Here is a 15,269-nt window from a genome sequence, read left to right as displayed (position 1 = left end):
GGCTCATTCTGGCCCATGGAGGGGCTTTCGTACGAGCTGTGGAGCCGGGAGCTGCCCGGAATACCGCTACCGCCACCACCTGTGCACATTCCGTGATTCCCCTGTGGCCGACCCCTGTGACAGGTCTGTGACAGTCGGCGGACACGGCCATGAAGGTCCCCGGGCAAGCTTTTCGGCACAGGCAAGGAAGCAAGCCGAAGCAAGACCGAACACCGTAAGTCCACGACGGGGGGCGCGAGATGAACACGCTGCACAGCCTGAGCACCAGCGCAGTGATCACGCGTCTGCACGACGTGAACCGGGGTTCCGAGAAGTCCGGTGCCGTGAGCGGGCGGGGGTGCGCTCGCGGCACCGGGCGTCAGCACACCACGTTCATGTCGGTGGTTGACGCTCGCACGGGGGGAAGCAACACGGGGGTCACGGGGGCCCACGGGGGAACCGCGTACAGGGAGGACACGGGGGAGCGCCGCTCGCTGACGGAGGCGGAGTTCACCGCTTACGTCCAGGAGCGCCGCGCCTCCCTGTACGCAACCGCCTATCACCTGACCGGTGACCGCTTCGAGGCCGAGGACCTGCTGCAGAGCGCGCTGTTCTCGACGTACCGGGCGTGGGACCGGATCAGCGACAAGGCGGCGGTCGGCGGATACCTCCGTCGCACCATGACGAACCTGCACATCAGCGCCTGGCGGCGCCGCAAGCTCAACGAGTACCCGACCGAGGAACTGCCGGAGACGCCCGGCGACACGGACGCGATGCGCGGCACGGAACTGCGCGCGGTCCTGTGGCAGGCGCTGGCCCGGCTGCCCGAACTCCAGCGCACCATGCTGGTCCTCCGTTACTACGAGGGCCGCACGGACCCGGAGATCGCGGAGATCCTCGACATCAGTGTCGGCACGGTGAAGTCCAGCATCTGGCGGTCGCTCCGCCGGCTGCGCGAGGACGAGGTCCTCAGCTTCGGCCGTGACGAGGAGAACGCCTTCGGCGAGTTGGTCGCCTGAAGGTTGGGGAGGGGTAACGGGGAACCCGGGGTCCGGGGGGACTCACGGGGGAAGTACCGGGGGAAGTACGGGGGAGCTCCACCACGGGGGACGCGGGGGAGCGCAGGAAAGCGGGACTGGAGGGCCGGGGGGTCCGTCCGGTCCCGTTTCCGTGTGTACGGCTCCTGCTGTACGGCTCCTGCGCTCGGTCAGGCCACGGCTAGGCCGCCGTCCGCGCCCGCACCTGCCGGCCCACCGCCGCGGCCGCGAGCCTGCCCAGCGCCTCGTCACGGTCGCAGGAGTGGGCGCCCAGCGACACCTGGCGGGCGACGATCGACCGCTCCGCGCGCATCAGCCGCCAGCCGCGGCGCAGCAGGAACGGCACCGACTTGCGGCCCTCCTTCAGGTCCCGCAGGAAGCGGCGCCGGAAGGTGGTGAACGGCCCGCGGTTCAGACACAGGGCGTCGGCCAGGAGGCCCAGCTCACGGCAGCGCTCCACGATCTCGGCGGCGAAGATGCCCTCCGCGATGAACAGCGGGGTGCGGTCGATGCACAGCGTCTCCTCGCCGGTTCGCGCGCTTTGCGAGATGTCGTACACCGGTATGGTCGTCGACCCCGTGGCGCACAGCCGGGCGATGGCCTCGACCGCGACGTCCGCGTCCCAGGACAGCGGATGGTCCCAGTCGATGTCCGAACTCCCCTCCACCAGCGGCAGCGTCGGGTCGTCGCCCTCCTTGTAGAAGTCGTCGAGGCGCAGCACGGGAAGCCCGGAACGGGCGGCGACGAGTGACTTGCCCGAGCCCGAGGGGCCGCACAGCAGCACGACACGGGCGGGAGACGGGGGATGAATGCTCACGGAACACCAGTTTGACGTATGGCAAGCCTCCTGCCGACCCCACGGGTCGGCTTTGGAACGTGCGTCACACAACAATTGAGTGTGCGTCGCGGCTCAACTACCCTCTGTGTCGACTCGATTACCTTGTGCACCGGAAGGCGGCACCAGCAATGGCCCGACACGCGTCCCCCCTCAACCCGACCGCGCGGCGCGCCCTGATCGCGCTCGCGACCGCCGGAGCGGCCCTGGGGGCGGGCGCGGCGACGGCGTCCGCCGCCGGCCCGCTCGTCGACATGCCGTCGCGTCCCACCTCGCTCGGCAAGGTCGACCCGGCGGCGGGCATGCAGAGCCTGACCGGCACGCTGGGCTACGCCCTCGGCCCGGTCGCCGGCCTCAAGCCGAACCCCCTCGCGGGCACCGGCGCCGACCCGCTCGACAACGGAGTCGGCACCCAGCTCGCCGACTTCAAGCCCATCACCTCCAAGACCCTGACCGGCCCGGTGGCACAGGCGGAGTCCCTCGGCGCGGTACCCGTGGTGGGCCAGGCGACGAAACTGCTGGGCGGACTGGGCTGACGTCCACCGCCACGAGGAGAGCCGCGCCGCCCCCGGACGGAGGGGTGGCGCGGCTCTCGGTCTGTGTGGGCTCAGTACGACGAGCCCGAGGCGCCCAGCGAACCCGTCGGGTGCCAGACCGTCTTTGTCTCCAGGAACGCCGTCATGCGGTCGATGCCCGGAGTCGCCGACCAGTCCTCTTCGTCCACAGGCTGTGGACGAAGAACCCGCTTCAGGTTGTCCGCCGCCGCGATCTCCAGCTCCTTCGCCAGTACGTCGTCGGCGCCCGCGAGGTCGATCGCGTTGACGTCCTGGTGCGCGGCCAGCGGCGTGGCGATCTCCGCCGTACGGCCGGAGAGGACGTTGACGACACCGCCGGGCAGGTCGGAGGTGGCCAGCACCTCGCCGAGGGACAGCGCCGGAAGCGGGGACTTCTCGCTCGCGATCACGATCGCCGTGTTGCCGGTGGCGATCACGGGCGCGATCACCGAGACCAGGCCGAGGAAGGACGACTCCTGGGGGGCCAGGACGGCGACCACGCCGGTCGGCTCGGGGGAGGAGAGGTTGAAGAACGGGCCCGCGACCGGGTTGCCGCCGCCCACGACCTGGGCGATCTTGTCGGTCCAGCCCGCATACCAGACCCAGCGGTCGATCGCCGCGTCCACCTGCGCCCCGGCCTTGGACTTGGACAGGCCCTCGGCGTCGGCGACCTCCCGGACGAACTGCTCCCTGCGGCCCTCCAGCATCTCCGCGACGCGGTAGAGGATCTGACCCCGGTTGTACGCCGTCGCACCCGACCACGCCCCGAACGCCTTGCGCGCGGCGACCACCGCGTCACGGGCGTCCTTGCGCGACGAAAGCGGCGCGTTCGCCAGCCAGTTGCCCTTGGAGTCCGTCACCTCGTACACCCGGCCGCTCTCGGAACGCGGGAACTTCCCGCCGACGTACAGCTTGTAGGTCTTGAAGACGGAGAGTCGCTCAGTCTTTTCGGTCTTGTCAGACATCGAGGTACGCCTCCAGGCCGTGGCGGCCGCCCTCGCGGCCGAAGCCCGACTCCTTGTAGCCGCCGAAGGGCGAGGTCGGGTCGAACTTGTTGAACGTGTTGGACCAGACGACGCCCGCACGGAGCTTGCCCGCCACGGCGAGGATCCGCGAACCCTTCTCCGTCCAGATGCCCGCCGACAGGCCGTACTGCGTGTTGTTGGCCTTGGCGACGGCCTCGTCGGGCGTACGGAAGGTGAGGACCGACAGCACCGGGCCGAAGATCTCGTCGCGGGCGATGGTGTGCGCCTGGGTGACGTTCGTGAACAGCGTCGGGGCGAACCAGTAGCCGGAGGTCGGCAGTTCACAGGCCGGGGACCAGCGCTCCGCGCCCTCCGCCTCACCCTGCTCGACGAGCGAGGTGATGCGGGAGAGCTGCTCGGCGGAGTTGATCGCGCCGATGTCGGTGTTCTTGTCCAGCGGGTCGCCGAGGCGCAGCGTGGACAGGCGGCGCTTCAGGGAGTCCAGCAGCTCGTCGTGGATCGACTCCTGGACGAGGAGGCGGCTGCCCGCGCAGCACACCTGGCCCTGGTTGAAGAAGATGCCGGTCACGATGCCCTCGACGGCCTGGTCGATCGGGGCGTCGTCGAAGACGATGTTGGCGCCCTTGCCGCCCAGTTCGAGGGTGAGTTTCTTGCGCGTGCCGGCGACCGTGCGGGCGATCTCCTTGCCGACGGCCGTGGAGCCGGTGAAGGCGACCTTGTTGACGTCCGGGTGCGCGACGAGCGCGGCACCGGCGTCGCCGTACCCCGGAAGGATGTTGACGACGCCCTTGGGCAGGCCCGCCTGGCGGCAGATGTCCGCGAAGAACAGCGCCGACAGGGGAGTGGTCTCGGCGGGCTTGAGGACGACCGTGTTGCCGGTCGCCAGGGCCGGGGCGATCTTCCACGCCAGCATCAGGAGCGGGAAGTTCCAGGGGATGACCTGGCCCGCGACACCGAGGGGCCTCGGGTTCGCGCCGAAGCCCGCGTGGTCGAGCTTGTCCGCCCAGCCCGCGTAGTAGAAGAAGTGCGCGGCGACCAGGGGGAGGTCGGCGTCGCGGGTCTCCTTGATCGGCTTGCCGTTGTCCAGCGTCTCCAGGACGGCCAGCTCACGGCTGCGCTCCTGGATGATCCGCGCGATGCGGAACAGGTACTTGGCGCGCTCGGAGCCGGGCAGCGCCGACCACTTCGCGAACGCCTTGCGGGCGGCCACGACCGCGCGGTCGACGTCGGCCTCGCCGGCCTGGGCGACCTCGGAGAGGACCTCCTCGGTCGACGGGCTGACCGTCTTGAAGACCTTGCCGTCGGCGGCCTCGGTGAACTCGCCGTCGATGAACAGGCCGTACGAGGGCGCGATGTCGACGACCGAGCGGGACTCGGGTGCGGGTGCGTAGTCGAAAGCCATGGGGGATCAGTCCACCGTCACGTAGTCGGGGCCGGAGTAGCGGCCGGTGGCCAGCTTCTGGCGCTGCATCAGCAGGTCGTTCAGCAGCGAGGAGGCGCCGAACCGGAACCAGTGGTTGTCCAGCCAGTCCTCGCCGACGGTCTCGTTGACCAGGACCAGGAACTTGATGGCGTCCTTGGTGGTGCGGATGCCGCCGGCGGGCTTCACGCCGACCTGGATGCCGGTCTGGGCGCGGAAGTCGCGGACGGCCTCCAGCATGAGGAGGGTGTTCGCGGGGGTCGCGTTGACGCCGACCTTGCCGGTCGAGGTCTTGATGAAGTCGGCCCCGGCCAGCATCCCGAGCCAGCTCGCCCGGCGGATGTTGTCGTACGTGGACAGCTCGCCGGTCTCGAAGATGACCTTCAGGCGGGCGGACGCCCCGCAGATCTCCTTCACGGCGGTGATCTCGTCGTACACCTTCATGTAGTGGCCCGCGAGGAACGCCCCGCGGTCGATGACCATGTCGATCTCGTCGGCGCCCGCGGCGACGGCGTCACGCACGTCGGCCAGCTTCACGTCGAGGGCGGCGCGGCCGGCCGGGAAGGCGGTGGCGACCGAGGCGACCTTGACGTCCGGAACTCCGCCGGCGGCAAGGATCGCCTCCTTGGCGACGGCCACCATGTCGGGATAGACGCACACGGCCGCCGTCGCCGGGGTCGTACGGTCCGTCGGGTCGGGATGGACCGCCTTGGCGCCGAGCGCCCGGACCTTGCCCGGGGTGTCCGCGCCTTCCAGCGTCGTCAGGTCGACCATCGAGATGGCGAGGTCGATGGCGTACGCCTTCGCGGTGGTTTTGATGGAGCGGGTGCCGAGGGAGGCGGCGCGCGCCTCCAGGCCCACCGCGTCGACGCCGGGCAGCCCATGGAGGAAGCGGCGCAGCGTGCTGTCGGACGCGGTGACGTCAGCGAGGGCAGCGGGTGCAGTAATGGGCATGGTCACCAGACGAGCATATCTACGCGCGTAGCGGCTGTATACCCCCGGATGCTCATCGTGTGCTCCGCGACCACGTATGAGCACGGCCGGCGGCGTCGGGCAGAATCGGGAGCATGACGACCCCGGACCACCAGTCACCCGCGCCACAGCCTCCGGTGCCCACCGCGAAGGACCGGATCTACCGCTCCCCCATGGGGATCGCGGGCGGTGTGATGCTGCTCGCCATCGTCTTCTGGCTCGGCGTCGACGCGCTGACCAGGGGGCACGGCCACACGCCCTGGCTGGCGCTGGCCACGCTGATCCTGCTGGTTCCGCTGGTGGTCGCCTTCACCCTGCGCCCGGCCGTGTTCGCCAACGAGGACCGGATGCGGATCCGCAACCCCTTCCGTGTGATCACCGTGCCCTGGGGCGAGGTCGCCTCCCTGCGCTCCGGATACTCCAACGAGGTCGTCGCCAAGTCCGGCACCAAGTACCAGCTCTGGGCCATCCCCGTCTCGCTCCGGGCCCGTAAGAAGGCCACGCGACGCCACGACCGGGCCGCCGCGGAGGCACGCGGCGGCAGCAGACCGGGGGCAGCGGTGCGCGCCGGCCTCGGCTTCGGCGGGGCGCGCGACACCGCCACGCCGAGCGGCCCGACCCGCGCGCAGACCGACCAGGTCATGGACGACCTCCGTCAGCTCCTGGAGACCCGCGAGCAGGCGGAGACGGCACAGGGCGAGGTCACGGTCCGCTGGGCGTACGAGATCGCGGCGCCCGCGGTGGCCGGGGCGGTGCTGCTGGTGATCCTGCTGGCGGTCTGGTGAGCCGACGGCGGGCTTGAGGCTTCACGGCCACAACCGTGATGGCCGGCCGTGGCCTTGGCCGCGACCGTGGCCGCGACCGGTCCGGTCCGGTCCGGCTCAGGGCGCGCTCGGCCACACCAGCAGCATGTATGCGCCGCAGTACGCCGAGACCGCCACCGCCGTCGTCAGTACCAGTGCGCGGTGGCGGCGGGAGGCGTGGGACAGGTGCAGGGCGAGTGGCAGGAGGAGCGGGAAGGCGGGGAGCAGGAAGCGGGCGCGCGGGAAGTAGACACCGCCGCTGCCCAGGGCGATCGCCAGCAGGACACCGGTGAACACCAGCAGCGGCAGCGGCTGCCGGTCCATCAGCGACAGCGCGAACAGCGCGGCGGACACGAGCAGCGTCAGGGTCACCATGATCAGGAACAGCTCGGGTGTGGAGTCCCGCCCGAACAGCTCCCGCAGCCGGCGCAGGGTCTCCCGGCCGCCGTCCAGCTCGTTGTGCCACAGCCGCTGTACGGCGAAATAGCCGCCCCAGCGGCCCAGGCGCAGGCCCACCCAGCCGACGTACGCGCACCAGCCGAGCGGAGCCAGCAGGGCGCCCGCGAGCGCCCGGGCCGAGAAGCCGCGGCGCAGGGCGAGCAGGGCGGCGACGGCGACCGCGGCCGCCACCGCGATACCGGTCGGCCGGGTCAGCCCGGCCAGACAGGCACCCGCCCCGGCCCACAGCCAGCGCCGGCCGAGCACCGCGTACAGCGTCCAGGCCGCGAACGCCGTGAACGGCGACTCGGTGTACCCCATCCACTGCACCAGCCCGACCGGAAGCGCGGCCCACAGCGTGGTGAGCAGGATCCCGACCCGGCGGCCGTGCAACCGCTCGCCCACCGCGAACACGCCCCAGGCCGCGAGGAACGAGGCGACGACGGCGATGCCCAGCCCGGTACTGGCCCGGCTGCCGGGGGTGACGGCGGCGACAGCCTTCACCAGCAGCGGGTAGAGCGGGAAGAAGGCGAGGTTGTTCGAGTCGTACGTGGTGCCCAGCACGCGCGCGTACCCGTGGTCCGCGATCCCCAGGTACCAGCGGGCGTCCCACTGCGTCGCCAGCATCGGCCAGATGCCGTGGTGCCGGCGGTGCGCCCACAGGGCGAGGAACAGCAGCCCCGTGAGCCGTACGGCGAGAAAGGCGCCGAGGGCGGGGGCCGCGAGCCGGAGACTGCGCACCAGCCGTGGCCGGCCGGCGTTCGGGGTGGGGGGCCACCGGCTGCCCGGGATGTGCCCGCGGGGGGCGGTGTCGGGGGCGGTGGAGGACACGGCGGCGGCTCCGGTGCTCGGCGGGCGGTACCGGTTCACCGTCCCCCGGGGGCGCGGCCGGGTACGGAGCGCGCATCAACTGTCGCCGTGAAATCACCCGATGGGGTGCCCCGGCCAGGGGCACCCCATCGGTGGGAACGGGCGTGGCGCCGGCGGCCGCGGCTCAGATGCCGGCGGCCGCGGACAGGTCCCGCTTGATGGCGCCGAGCAGGTCGGCCGCCCGGGCACGGGCGGCCGGCAGGTCCGCGTGCGCGGCGACCGGCACGACGACCTCCAGGTAGCACTTCAGCTTGGGCTCGGTGCCACTCGGGCGAACGATCACGCGGGCGCCGTCGAGGGTGTAGCGCAGGCCGTCGGTGGGCGGCAGCGTCTCCGTGCCCTTGGTGAGGTCCTCGGCCCTGGTGATGGCCAGACCGGCGAGCTCGGTCGGCGGCCGCTCGCGGAGCCGGCGCATCGTGTCGGCGATGACCGACAGGTCCTGCACCCGCACCGAGAGCTGGTCGGTGGCGTGCAGGCCGTGTTCCACGGCGAGGTCGTCGAGCAGGTCGAGGAGGGTACGGCCCTCCTCCTTCAGCTCGGAGGCCAGCTCGGTGATCAGGAGCGCCGCGGTGATGCCGTCCTTGTCGCGGACGCCGTCCGGGTCGACGCAGTAGCCGAGCGCCTCCTCGTACCCGTAGCGCAGGCCTTCGACGCGGGCGATCCACTTGAAGCCGGTGAGGGTCTCCTCGTACGGCAGGCCCGCCTTCTCGGCGATACGGCCGAGCAGGGACGAGGAGACGATCGACTCGGCGAAGGCGCCGCGGGCGCCGCGCCGGACGAGGTGGGCGCCGAGGAGGGAGCCGACCTCGTCGCCACGGAGCATGCGCCACTCGCCCGCGTCCCGGACGGCGACGGCACAGCGGTCGGCGTCGGGGTCGTTGGCGATGACGAGGTCGGGCTCGGTCGCACGGGCCCTGGCGAAGGAGAGGTCCATCGCCCCCGGCTCCTCCGGGTTGGGGAAGGCGACGGTCGGGAAGTCCGGGTCCGGCTCGGCCTGTTCGGCGACGAGGACGGGCTCCGGGAATCCGGCGCGGGCGAAGGCGGCGACGAGCACGTCCTTGCCGACGCCGTGCATCGCCGTGTACACGGTGCGGGCGCTGCGCGGGGAGCCCTCGGCGAGTACGGCGTCGGTGCGGGCGAGATAGGCATCGAGGACGGCGTCGTCGAGGATCTCCCAGCCCGCGTCCGGACGCGGGACGTCGTCCAGCGAGACGATCGCGTCGATCTCGGCGGCGATCCCGGCGTCGGCGGGCGGGACGATCTGCGATCCGTCGCCGAGGTAGACCTTGTAGCCGTTGTCGCGGGGCGGGTTGTGGCTGGCGGTGACCTCCACGCCGGCGACCGCGCCCAGGTGCCTTATCGCGAAGGCGAGGACGGGAGTGGGGAGCGGGCGGGGGAGTACGGCGGCGCGCAGTCCGGCGCCCGTCATGACGGCAGCGGTGTCGCGGGCGAAGTCGGCGGACTTGTGCCGGGCGTCGTAGCCGATGACGACGAGGCCGTCGCCCTGGCCCTGCTTCTTCAGGTAGGCGGCGAGACCCGCGGCCGCCCTGATGACGACGGACCGGTTCATCCGCATGGGCCCGGCGCCGAGTTCGCCTCTCAGGCCCGCGGTACCGAACTGGAGGGTGCCGCTGAAGCGCGCGGTGAGCTCGGTGACGTTCCCGGAGCCGATCAGCTCGGCGAGTTCGTCACGGGTGTCCGCGTCGGGGTCCTCGGCGAGCCACGCCTTGGCCCGGGCGATGAGATCGTCGTGCACGTCGGGTCAACCTCTCATGTATGTCGATGTCACGCCTGGGGGCTCCGCCCCCAGACCCCCTTTGCCCACCCACCCGATTCGATCGGCCGGGAGGCGAGGTGCAGGGGCGGAGGGGCGGAGTTCCCGCCGGAGCCCGGTGGTGGGTCCGTGGGGACCTGCCCCTTTGCCCAGTCAACCGTCTGGCTCGGTCGGCCGGGAGGTGAGGCGCGGGGGTGGAGGGACGGAGTCCCGGTCGGGACCCGGAGGCGCAAGGGTGCAGGGAACAGAGTTCCCGCCGGGCCCGGGGCGGTGCTCCGGGCCCCGCCTCCCTCATGCCCACTCAGTTGTCCGACTCGGCCGGCCGGGAGGCCAGGCGCAGGGGTGCTGGGGACGGAGTCCCCGGCGGGGTCCGGGGCGGAGCCCCGGGGAGGGGTGGCTCTTGGCCTACCGAGTCGGGTGGGTGGGCAAAGCCCGGGTTACAGCCGCCCCAGCACCTGTGCCAGCAGCGAACCCATCCGCGCCGCGCTGTCCCGCCCGGCCTGCAGAACCTCCTCGTGGTTCAGCGGCTCGCCGGTCATCCCGGCCGCGAGGTTGGTGACCAGGGAGATGCCCAGGACCTCGGCCCCGGCCTCGCGCGCCGCGATGGCCTCCAGCACCGTGGACATGCCCACCAGGTCCGCCCCGATCACCCGGGCCATCCGGATCTCGGCCGGCGTCTCGTAGTGCGGCCCGGGGAACTGCGCGTAGACGCCCTCCTCCAGGGAGGGGTCCACCTCCTTGCACAGAGCCCGCAGCCGCGGCGAGTAGAGGTCCGTCAGGTCGACGAAGTTCGCCCCGACGATCGGCGAGGTCGCCGTCAGATTGATGTGGTCGCTGATCAGCACCGGCTGACCGGGCCGCATGCCCTCGCGCAGACCGCCGCACCCGTTGGTCAGCACCACGGTCTTGCAGCCGGCGGCGACGGCCGTGCGTACGCCGTGCGCCACGGCGGCCACGCCCCGGCCCTCGTAGTAGTGCGTGCGGCCGAGGAAGACCAGCGCGCGCTTGTCCCCGATGGAGTACGAGCGGACCTTGCCGCCGTGCCCCTCCACCGCCGGCGGCGGGAAGCCGGGCAGCTCGGTGACCTGGAACTCGGCGTCGGGAGCGCCCAGGGCGTCGACGGCCGGAGCCCAGCCGGAGCCCATCACGAGGGCGACGTCGTGGGTCTCGGCGCCCGTGAGCTCGCGCAGGCGCGCGGCGGCCGCGTCGGCGGCGGCATAGGGGTCGCCCTGGATGTCGTCCGGAAGAAGAGATGCGTTCACGCGGACGAGGGTAGCCGGTTCCGGCCTACGCGCGTAGATGACAGAGCTCACGGGATGGCGATCGTTGTCTTGTCGTTTCCAACAAAGGTTGGGACAAAAGTGGCCCAAGAGGCGCCGGAGCCATGCCGGAGTCATGCCGGAGTCGGACCGGGGGCCTCAACAGGGGCGCTTGCGAAGCTCCATCACATAGTCGTGCGGCGCGCCCGCCGACTCCGCCGCGTCGGCGATCTCACCCAGGTAGCGGGCGGACGGCAGACCGCCCTCGTATCCGTTCAGCGCATACGCCCACGCCGGCTCCTCCCCGTCCAGCGTGTGCACCCGCACCCGCACGCGACGGTAGATGCCGAGCCCCACGCCCTCCCAGCGGTCCAGGGACTCCTCGTCCATTTCGGCGATGTCGTACAGGCCGACGAAGACCTGGGACCCGGGCTCCTCGACGATCGTCGCGAGCGCGCCCTCCCAGCCGAGCTGCTCGCCCCCGAAGGTCAGCCGCCAGCCGTTCAGCCAGCCAGTGGCGCGCAGCGGTGAGTGCGGGGCGCGGCGGGTCATCAGCCGCGCGTCCAGATTGCCGGCGTACGCGGCGTAGAGCGACATGGATCGAGGGTACGGCAGCGGAAACTCCGGCCTCCTTTGCCCCGGACGTAACAGAACGCGCACCAACCACCGCCCCGGGCAGTAGCACCTTGAGGCGTGCGGGACAATGGGGTACGTGACTCGGATCGTGATCATCGGTGGCGGACCCGGCGGATACGAAGCGGCGCTGGTGGCCGCGCAGCTCGGTGCGGAGGTGACCGTCGTCGACTGCGACGGTCTGGGCGGAGCGTCGGTACTGACCGACTGCGTACCGTCGAAGACCCTTATCGCTACGGCCGAGGTGATGACCACCTTCGACTCGTCGTACGAGGAACTCGGCATCATCGTCGCCGACGACACCCCGCCGCTGGAGCAGGCGGCCCGGGTGGTCGGCGTGGACCTCGGCAAGGTCAACCGCCGTGTGAAGCGGCTCGCCCTCGCCCAGTCCCACGACATCACCGCCTCCGTCACCCGCGCCGGCGCCCGGGTGATGCGCGGCCGCGGCCGGCTGGAGGGCATGCAGGCCCTCGACGGCTCCCGCAAGGTCGTCGTCACCGCCGCCGACGGCACCGAGGAGACCCTCACCGCCGACGCCGTACTGATCGCGACCGGCGGTCACCCGCGTGAGCTGCCCGACGCCCAGCCCGACGGCGAGCGCATCCTCAACTGGACCCAGGTCTACGACCTCACCGAGCTCCCCGAGGAGCTCATCGTGGTCGGTTCCGGTGTCACGGGCGCCGAGTTCGCCGGTGCCTACCAGGCCCTCGGCTCCAAGGTCACCCTCGTCTCCTCCCGCGACCGCGTGCTGCCCGGCGAGGACCCGGACGCCGCCGCCGTCCTGGAGGACGTCTTCCGCCGCCGCGGCATGAACGTCATGGCCCGCTCCCGTGCCCAGTCCGCCAAGCGCGTCGGCGACAAGGTGGAGGTCACCCTCGCCGACGGCCGCGTGATCACCGGCTCGCACTGCCTCATGGCCGTCGGCGCCATCCCCAACAGCGCCGGCCTCGGCCTGGAGGACGCGGGCGTCAAGGTCCGCGACTCCGGGCACATCTGGACCGACAAGGTCTCCCGCACCACCGCCCCGGGCGTGTACGCGGCCGGTGACGTGACGGGCGTCTTCGCCCTCGCCTCCGTCGCCGCCATGCAGGGACGTATCGCCATCTACCACTTCCTCGGCGACGCGGTGACCCCGCTCAACCTCAAGACCGTCTCCTCCAACGTCTTCACCGACCCTGAGATCGCCACCGTCGGTTACAGCCAGGCCGACGTCGACGCGGGCAAGATCGACGCGCGCGTCGTGAAGCTCCCGCTGCTGCGCAACCCGCGCGCCAAGATGCAGGGCATCCGCGACGGCTTCGTGAAGATCTTCTGCCGTCCGGGCACCGGCATCGTGGTCGGCGGTGTGGTCGTGTCGCCCCGCGCCTCGGAACTGATCCACCCCATCTCGATCGCCGTCGACAACAATCTGACGGTCGAACAGATCGCGAACGCCTTCACCGTGTACCCCTCCCTTTCGGGGTCGATCGCCGAGGTGGCCCGCCAACTCCACACCCGAAAGGCGACGGGCGAGGTCTGACGGCCGAAACCGACTCCCCGCTGGTCACGGGGAGTTGTCGCGCATGCGTACGGCATAGTCGGGGCGGGTAGGCCCTATACCACTTCCGGTCCTGTCGTACGAACAACTTCTGTTATTCGGCGCAAACTGCTGAAAGCAGACGGTCGTTGGGGTTACTGTCAGTTTCGTGTTCGCTGCAGAACGTCGCCAATTGATCCTCGAAATGGTGCGAGCGAACGGGGCCGTGTCGCTCCGTGAGCTCGCCCGCGTCGTCCAGACCTCCGAAGTGACCGTACGGCGGGACGTGCGCGCACTGGAGGCAGAAGGACTCCTCGACCGCCGGCACGGCGGTGCGGTATTGCCGGGCGGGTTCACGCGGGAGTCCGGCTTTCCGCAGAAGTCACATCTCGCGACCGCCGAGAAGACGGCCATCGCCGATCTCGCCGCGGGTCTCGTCGAAGAGGGCGAGGCCATCGTGGTCGGGGCGGGGACCACCACCCAGGAACTGGCCCGTCGGCTCGCCCGGGTGCCCGGTCTGACCGTCGTCACCAACTCCCTGCTGGTGGCCCAGGCGCTGGCGCACGCCAACCGCGTGGAGGTCGTGATGACCGGCGGCACCCTGCGCGGCTCCAACTACGCCCTCGTCGGCTCCGGCGCCGAGCAGTCCCTCCAGGGGCTCAGGGTCTCCAAGGCCTTCCTCTCCGGGAGCGGTCTGACCGCCGAGCGCGGGCTGTCCACGTCCAACATGCTGTCGGCGTCCGTCGACCGCGCGCTCGTCCAGGCCGCCGCGGAGGTCGTCGTCCTCGCCGACCACACCAAGCTCGGCACGGACACGATGTTCCAGACGGTGCCCACGGATGTGATCACCCGGCTGGTGACCGACGAGCCCCCCGCCCACGACGACCGTGCGGCCACCGAACTGCAGGCCCTTGCCGATCAGGGGGTGCAGATCGCCGTGGCCGGGGCGTCGGGAAGCCCGGGGGGTGATCAGGTCCCGGCGCGTCACCAGCGTCGGGACGTGGCCCTGCCGGGCCCCAGGCGGGGTCAGGTGCCGGGGGCTGCGCTGCGGTCCGCCACGGCGCTCGGGGAGCAGGCGGCGGGGGCTGAGCGGGCCCGTGTTGCGGATCTGCGGCGGCGTTAGGGCTTGGGTGGCGCCTCTTCGCCGTAGGGGCTCGTCTTGTGTGCGGGTGCGGGTGCGGGTTGTTCGGGGCTTGTCGCGCAGTTCCCCGTGCCCCTACCTCGGCTGTCCTTGACCGTCTTTCAAGCCCCGTAGCGTCAGTCTCAGCAAGCGGTCTGCCAAGTCCGGATCGGTCGGTGACTCCTCTGCCGCCAGCGCTATCGCGTGGGTCAGTTGGAGGAGGTCGCCGATGGAGATGTCGGGGCGTACTGCGCCCGACTGCTGGGCGCGGGTCAGCAGTGCTCCGCCCGCCTCGTGGATCGGGGTGCTGCAGCGGGCCAGTGCGGAACCGGAGTCGGTGGACACCGACATCAGCGCCCGTGCCAGGCCGCGGTACTCGCCCGCGTGCGTGACCATCTCGCGCAGCCAGGTCACCAGCGCCGAGCACGGCTCGGGGGCGTCGAGCAGTTCGCGTGAGCGGGCGAGGAGCTCGCTCACCGCGTCCTCGAAGACCGCGCTCATCAACGCCTGCCGGTTCGGGAAGTGCCGGTACAGCGTGCCGATTCCCACGCCCGCCCGGCGGGCCACGTCCTCCAGCGACGCGTCCGTGCCGTGCTCGGCGAATGCGGTACGGGCCTCGGTGAGCAGCCGCTCGTAGTTGCGGCGGGCGTCGGCGCGCATGGCACGCGGGGCCACGGGCGGCACCGCCGTGTCCCGGGCCCCTGCGGTCTGCTCCGCGGTCGTGCCCACCGTGCCTTCCATCTGCTCTCCCTCGCGCCCCCGGCTGCTTCCAGCATGCCATCGAGGGCGTGCGGGCAGCCTCCCGCAAGGGCGCCGCCGACAGGAGAGCGAGACGCCCGGCGGACCGAAGCAGTCGGTCCGCCGGGCGTCTTGACGCACGTACCCGGAGATCAGTCCTTGATCTCGCAGATCGCCGCACCGGAGGTGACGGACGCGCCGACCTCGGCGCTCAGGCCCTTGATGGTGCCGGCCTTGTGCGCGTTGAGCGGCTGTTCCATCTTCATGGCCTCGAGGACGACGACCAGGTCGCCCTCCTGGACCTCCTGGCCCTCCTCGACCGCGATCTTGACGAT

At 71.4% G+C, this 15,269-nt stretch carries 15 protein-coding genes; 5 read left to right on the top strand and 10 right to left on the bottom strand.

All coding sequences use genetic code 11. The features are described 5' to 3' along the window. The first annotated feature begins 239 nt into the window (after window positions 1-239). The gene (locus tag ACZ4EG_RS28510) at window positions 240-998 is read left to right on the top strand and encodes a SigE family RNA polymerase sigma factor (RefSeq protein ID WP_390710024.1); all 759 of its coding nucleotides are present in this window, start codon (window positions 240-242) and stop codon (window positions 996-998) included. A gap of 199 nt (window positions 999-1,197) precedes the next feature. Here ACZ4EG_RS28510 and ACZ4EG_RS28505 read toward each other — a convergent pair whose 3' ends face one another. After that, window positions 1,198-1,833 (bottom strand): uridine kinase family protein, encoded by a 636-nt coding sequence (locus ACZ4EG_RS28505; RefSeq protein ID WP_467792620.1) that lies wholly within the window; start codon window positions 1,831-1,833, stop codon window positions 1,198-1,200. A 149-nt stretch (window positions 1,834-1,982) separates the two neighbouring features. On the opposite strand from ACZ4EG_RS28505, the gene ACZ4EG_RS28500 reads away from it, so the two are divergent. Then, on the top strand, window positions 1,983-2,387 hold the full coding sequence (locus ACZ4EG_RS28500; RefSeq protein WP_467792619.1) for a hypothetical protein: 405 nt from the start codon (window positions 1,983-1,985) through the stop codon (window positions 2,385-2,387). Between the two features lie 71 nt (window positions 2,388-2,458). Here ACZ4EG_RS28500 and ACZ4EG_RS28495 read toward each other — a convergent pair whose 3' ends face one another. The 3 genes from ACZ4EG_RS28495 to deoC are packed head-to-tail and all read right to left on the bottom strand — an operon-like array spanning window position 2,459 to window position 5,765. Next, window positions 2,459-3,370, bottom strand: coding sequence for an aldehyde dehydrogenase family protein (locus tag ACZ4EG_RS28495; protein WP_453550899.1), 912 nt, complete (start codon window positions 3,368-3,370; stop codon window positions 2,459-2,461). Next, window positions 3,363-4,793, bottom strand: a complete 1,431-nt coding sequence (locus ACZ4EG_RS28490) for an aldehyde dehydrogenase family protein (RefSeq protein ID WP_453550897.1) — start codon at window positions 4,791-4,793, stop codon at window positions 3,363-3,365. Before ACZ4EG_RS28490 ends, ACZ4EG_RS28495 begins: the two co-directional genes overlap by 8 nt. A 6-nt stretch (window positions 4,794-4,799) precedes the next feature. After that, window positions 4,800-5,765 (bottom strand): deoxyribose-phosphate aldolase, encoded by a 966-nt coding sequence (deoC, locus tag ACZ4EG_RS28485; RefSeq protein WP_453551595.1) that lies wholly within the window; start codon window positions 5,763-5,765, stop codon window positions 4,800-4,802. A 113-nt stretch (window positions 5,766-5,878) separates the two neighbouring features. On the opposite strand from deoC, the gene ACZ4EG_RS28480 reads away from it, so the two are divergent. Further along, window positions 5,879-6,568 (top strand): PH domain-containing protein, encoded by a 690-nt coding sequence (locus ACZ4EG_RS28480; RefSeq protein ID WP_453550894.1) that lies wholly within the window; start codon window positions 5,879-5,881, stop codon window positions 6,566-6,568. 96 nt (window positions 6,569-6,664) lie between these two features. Here ACZ4EG_RS28480 and ACZ4EG_RS28475 read toward each other — a convergent pair whose 3' ends face one another. The 4 genes from ACZ4EG_RS28475 to ACZ4EG_RS28460 form a co-directional block, all read right to left on the bottom strand. Further along, entirely contained in the window at window positions 6,665-7,855 is a 1,191-nt protein-coding gene (locus ACZ4EG_RS28475; protein WP_453550892.1) for a hypothetical protein, read from the bottom strand. 163 nt (window positions 7,856-8,018) lie between these two features. Then, window positions 8,019-9,650 carry a phospho-sugar mutase gene (locus ACZ4EG_RS28470; protein ID WP_467792618.1) on the bottom strand — a complete coding sequence of 544 codons (1,632 nt, stop codon included), beginning with the start codon at window positions 9,648-9,650 and terminating at the stop codon, window positions 8,019-8,021. A gap of 455 nt (window positions 9,651-10,105) precedes the next feature. Continuing rightward, a complete protein-coding gene (locus ACZ4EG_RS28465; protein WP_453550887.1) occupies window positions 10,106-10,930 on the bottom strand; it encodes a purine-nucleoside phosphorylase in 825 nt (274 codons plus the stop codon). Window positions 10,931-11,086: 156 nt separating this feature from the next. After that, the gene (locus ACZ4EG_RS28460; RefSeq protein WP_363293855.1) at window positions 11,087-11,524 is read right to left on the bottom strand and encodes a gamma-glutamylcyclotransferase family protein; all 438 of its coding nucleotides are present in this window, start codon (window positions 11,522-11,524) and stop codon (window positions 11,087-11,089) included. A 106-nt stretch (window positions 11,525-11,630) separates the two neighbouring features. On the opposite strand from ACZ4EG_RS28460, the gene ACZ4EG_RS28455 reads away from it, so the two are divergent. After that, entirely contained in the window at window positions 11,631-13,079 is a 1,449-nt protein-coding gene (locus ACZ4EG_RS28455) for an NAD(P)H-quinone dehydrogenase (protein ID WP_453550884.1), read from the top strand. Window positions 13,080-13,245: 166 nt separating this feature from the next. Continuing rightward, complete coding sequence (locus ACZ4EG_RS28450; RefSeq protein WP_453550882.1) at window positions 13,246-14,199, top strand: DeoR/GlpR family DNA-binding transcription regulator; 954 nt, start codon at window positions 13,246-13,248, stop codon at window positions 14,197-14,199. 93 nt (window positions 14,200-14,292) lie between these two features. Here ACZ4EG_RS28450 and ACZ4EG_RS28445 read toward each other — a convergent pair whose 3' ends face one another. Together ACZ4EG_RS28445 and ACZ4EG_RS28440 are read right to left on the bottom strand one after the other, a co-directional pair. Further along, entirely contained in the window at window positions 14,293-14,856 is a 564-nt protein-coding gene (locus tag ACZ4EG_RS28445; protein WP_467792790.1) for a TetR/AcrR family transcriptional regulator, read from the bottom strand. 230 nt (window positions 14,857-15,086) lie between these two features. Continuing rightward, a partial coding sequence (locus ACZ4EG_RS28440) for an acyl-CoA carboxylase biotin carboxyl carrier protein subunit (protein WP_467792617.1) occupies window positions 15,087-15,269 on the bottom strand: 183 nt, incomplete at its 5' end.

This window comes from Streptomyces sp. NPDC025638 (assembly GCF_055558775.1).
This window is presented reverse-complemented; position numbering and strand designations above follow the sequence as displayed.

Coding starts and splice junctions, on each gene's coding strand:
- ACZ4EG_RS28510 (WP_390710024.1), top strand. CDS start 240: ATGAACACGCTGCACAGCCTGAGCACCAGCGCAGTGATCACGCGTCTG.
- ACZ4EG_RS28500 (WP_467792619.1), top strand. CDS start 1,983: ATGGCCCGACACGCGTCCCCCCTCAACCCGACCGCGCGGCGCGCCCTG.
- ACZ4EG_RS28495 (WP_453550899.1), bottom strand. CDS start 3,370: ATGTCTGACAAGACCGAAAAGACTGAGCGACTCTCCGTCTTCAAGACC.
- ACZ4EG_RS28490 (WP_453550897.1), bottom strand. CDS start 4,793: ATGGCTTTCGACTACGCACCCGCACCCGAGTCCCGCTCGGTCGTCGAC.
- deoC (WP_453551595.1), bottom strand. CDS start 5,765: ATGCCCATTACTGCACCCGCTGCCCTCGCTGACGTCACCGCGTCCGAC.
- ACZ4EG_RS28480 (WP_453550894.1), top strand. CDS start 5,879: ATGACGACCCCGGACCACCAGTCACCCGCGCCACAGCCTCCGGTGCCC.
- ACZ4EG_RS28460 (WP_363293855.1), bottom strand. CDS start 11,524: ATGTCGCTCTACGCCGCGTACGCCGGCAATCTGGACGCGCGGCTGATG.
- ACZ4EG_RS28455 (WP_453550884.1), top strand. CDS start 11,631: ATGGGGTACGTGACTCGGATCGTGATCATCGGTGGCGGACCCGGCGGA.
- ACZ4EG_RS28445 (WP_467792790.1), bottom strand. CDS start 14,856: ATGCGCGCCGACGCCCGCCGCAACTACGAGCGGCTGCTCACCGAGGCC.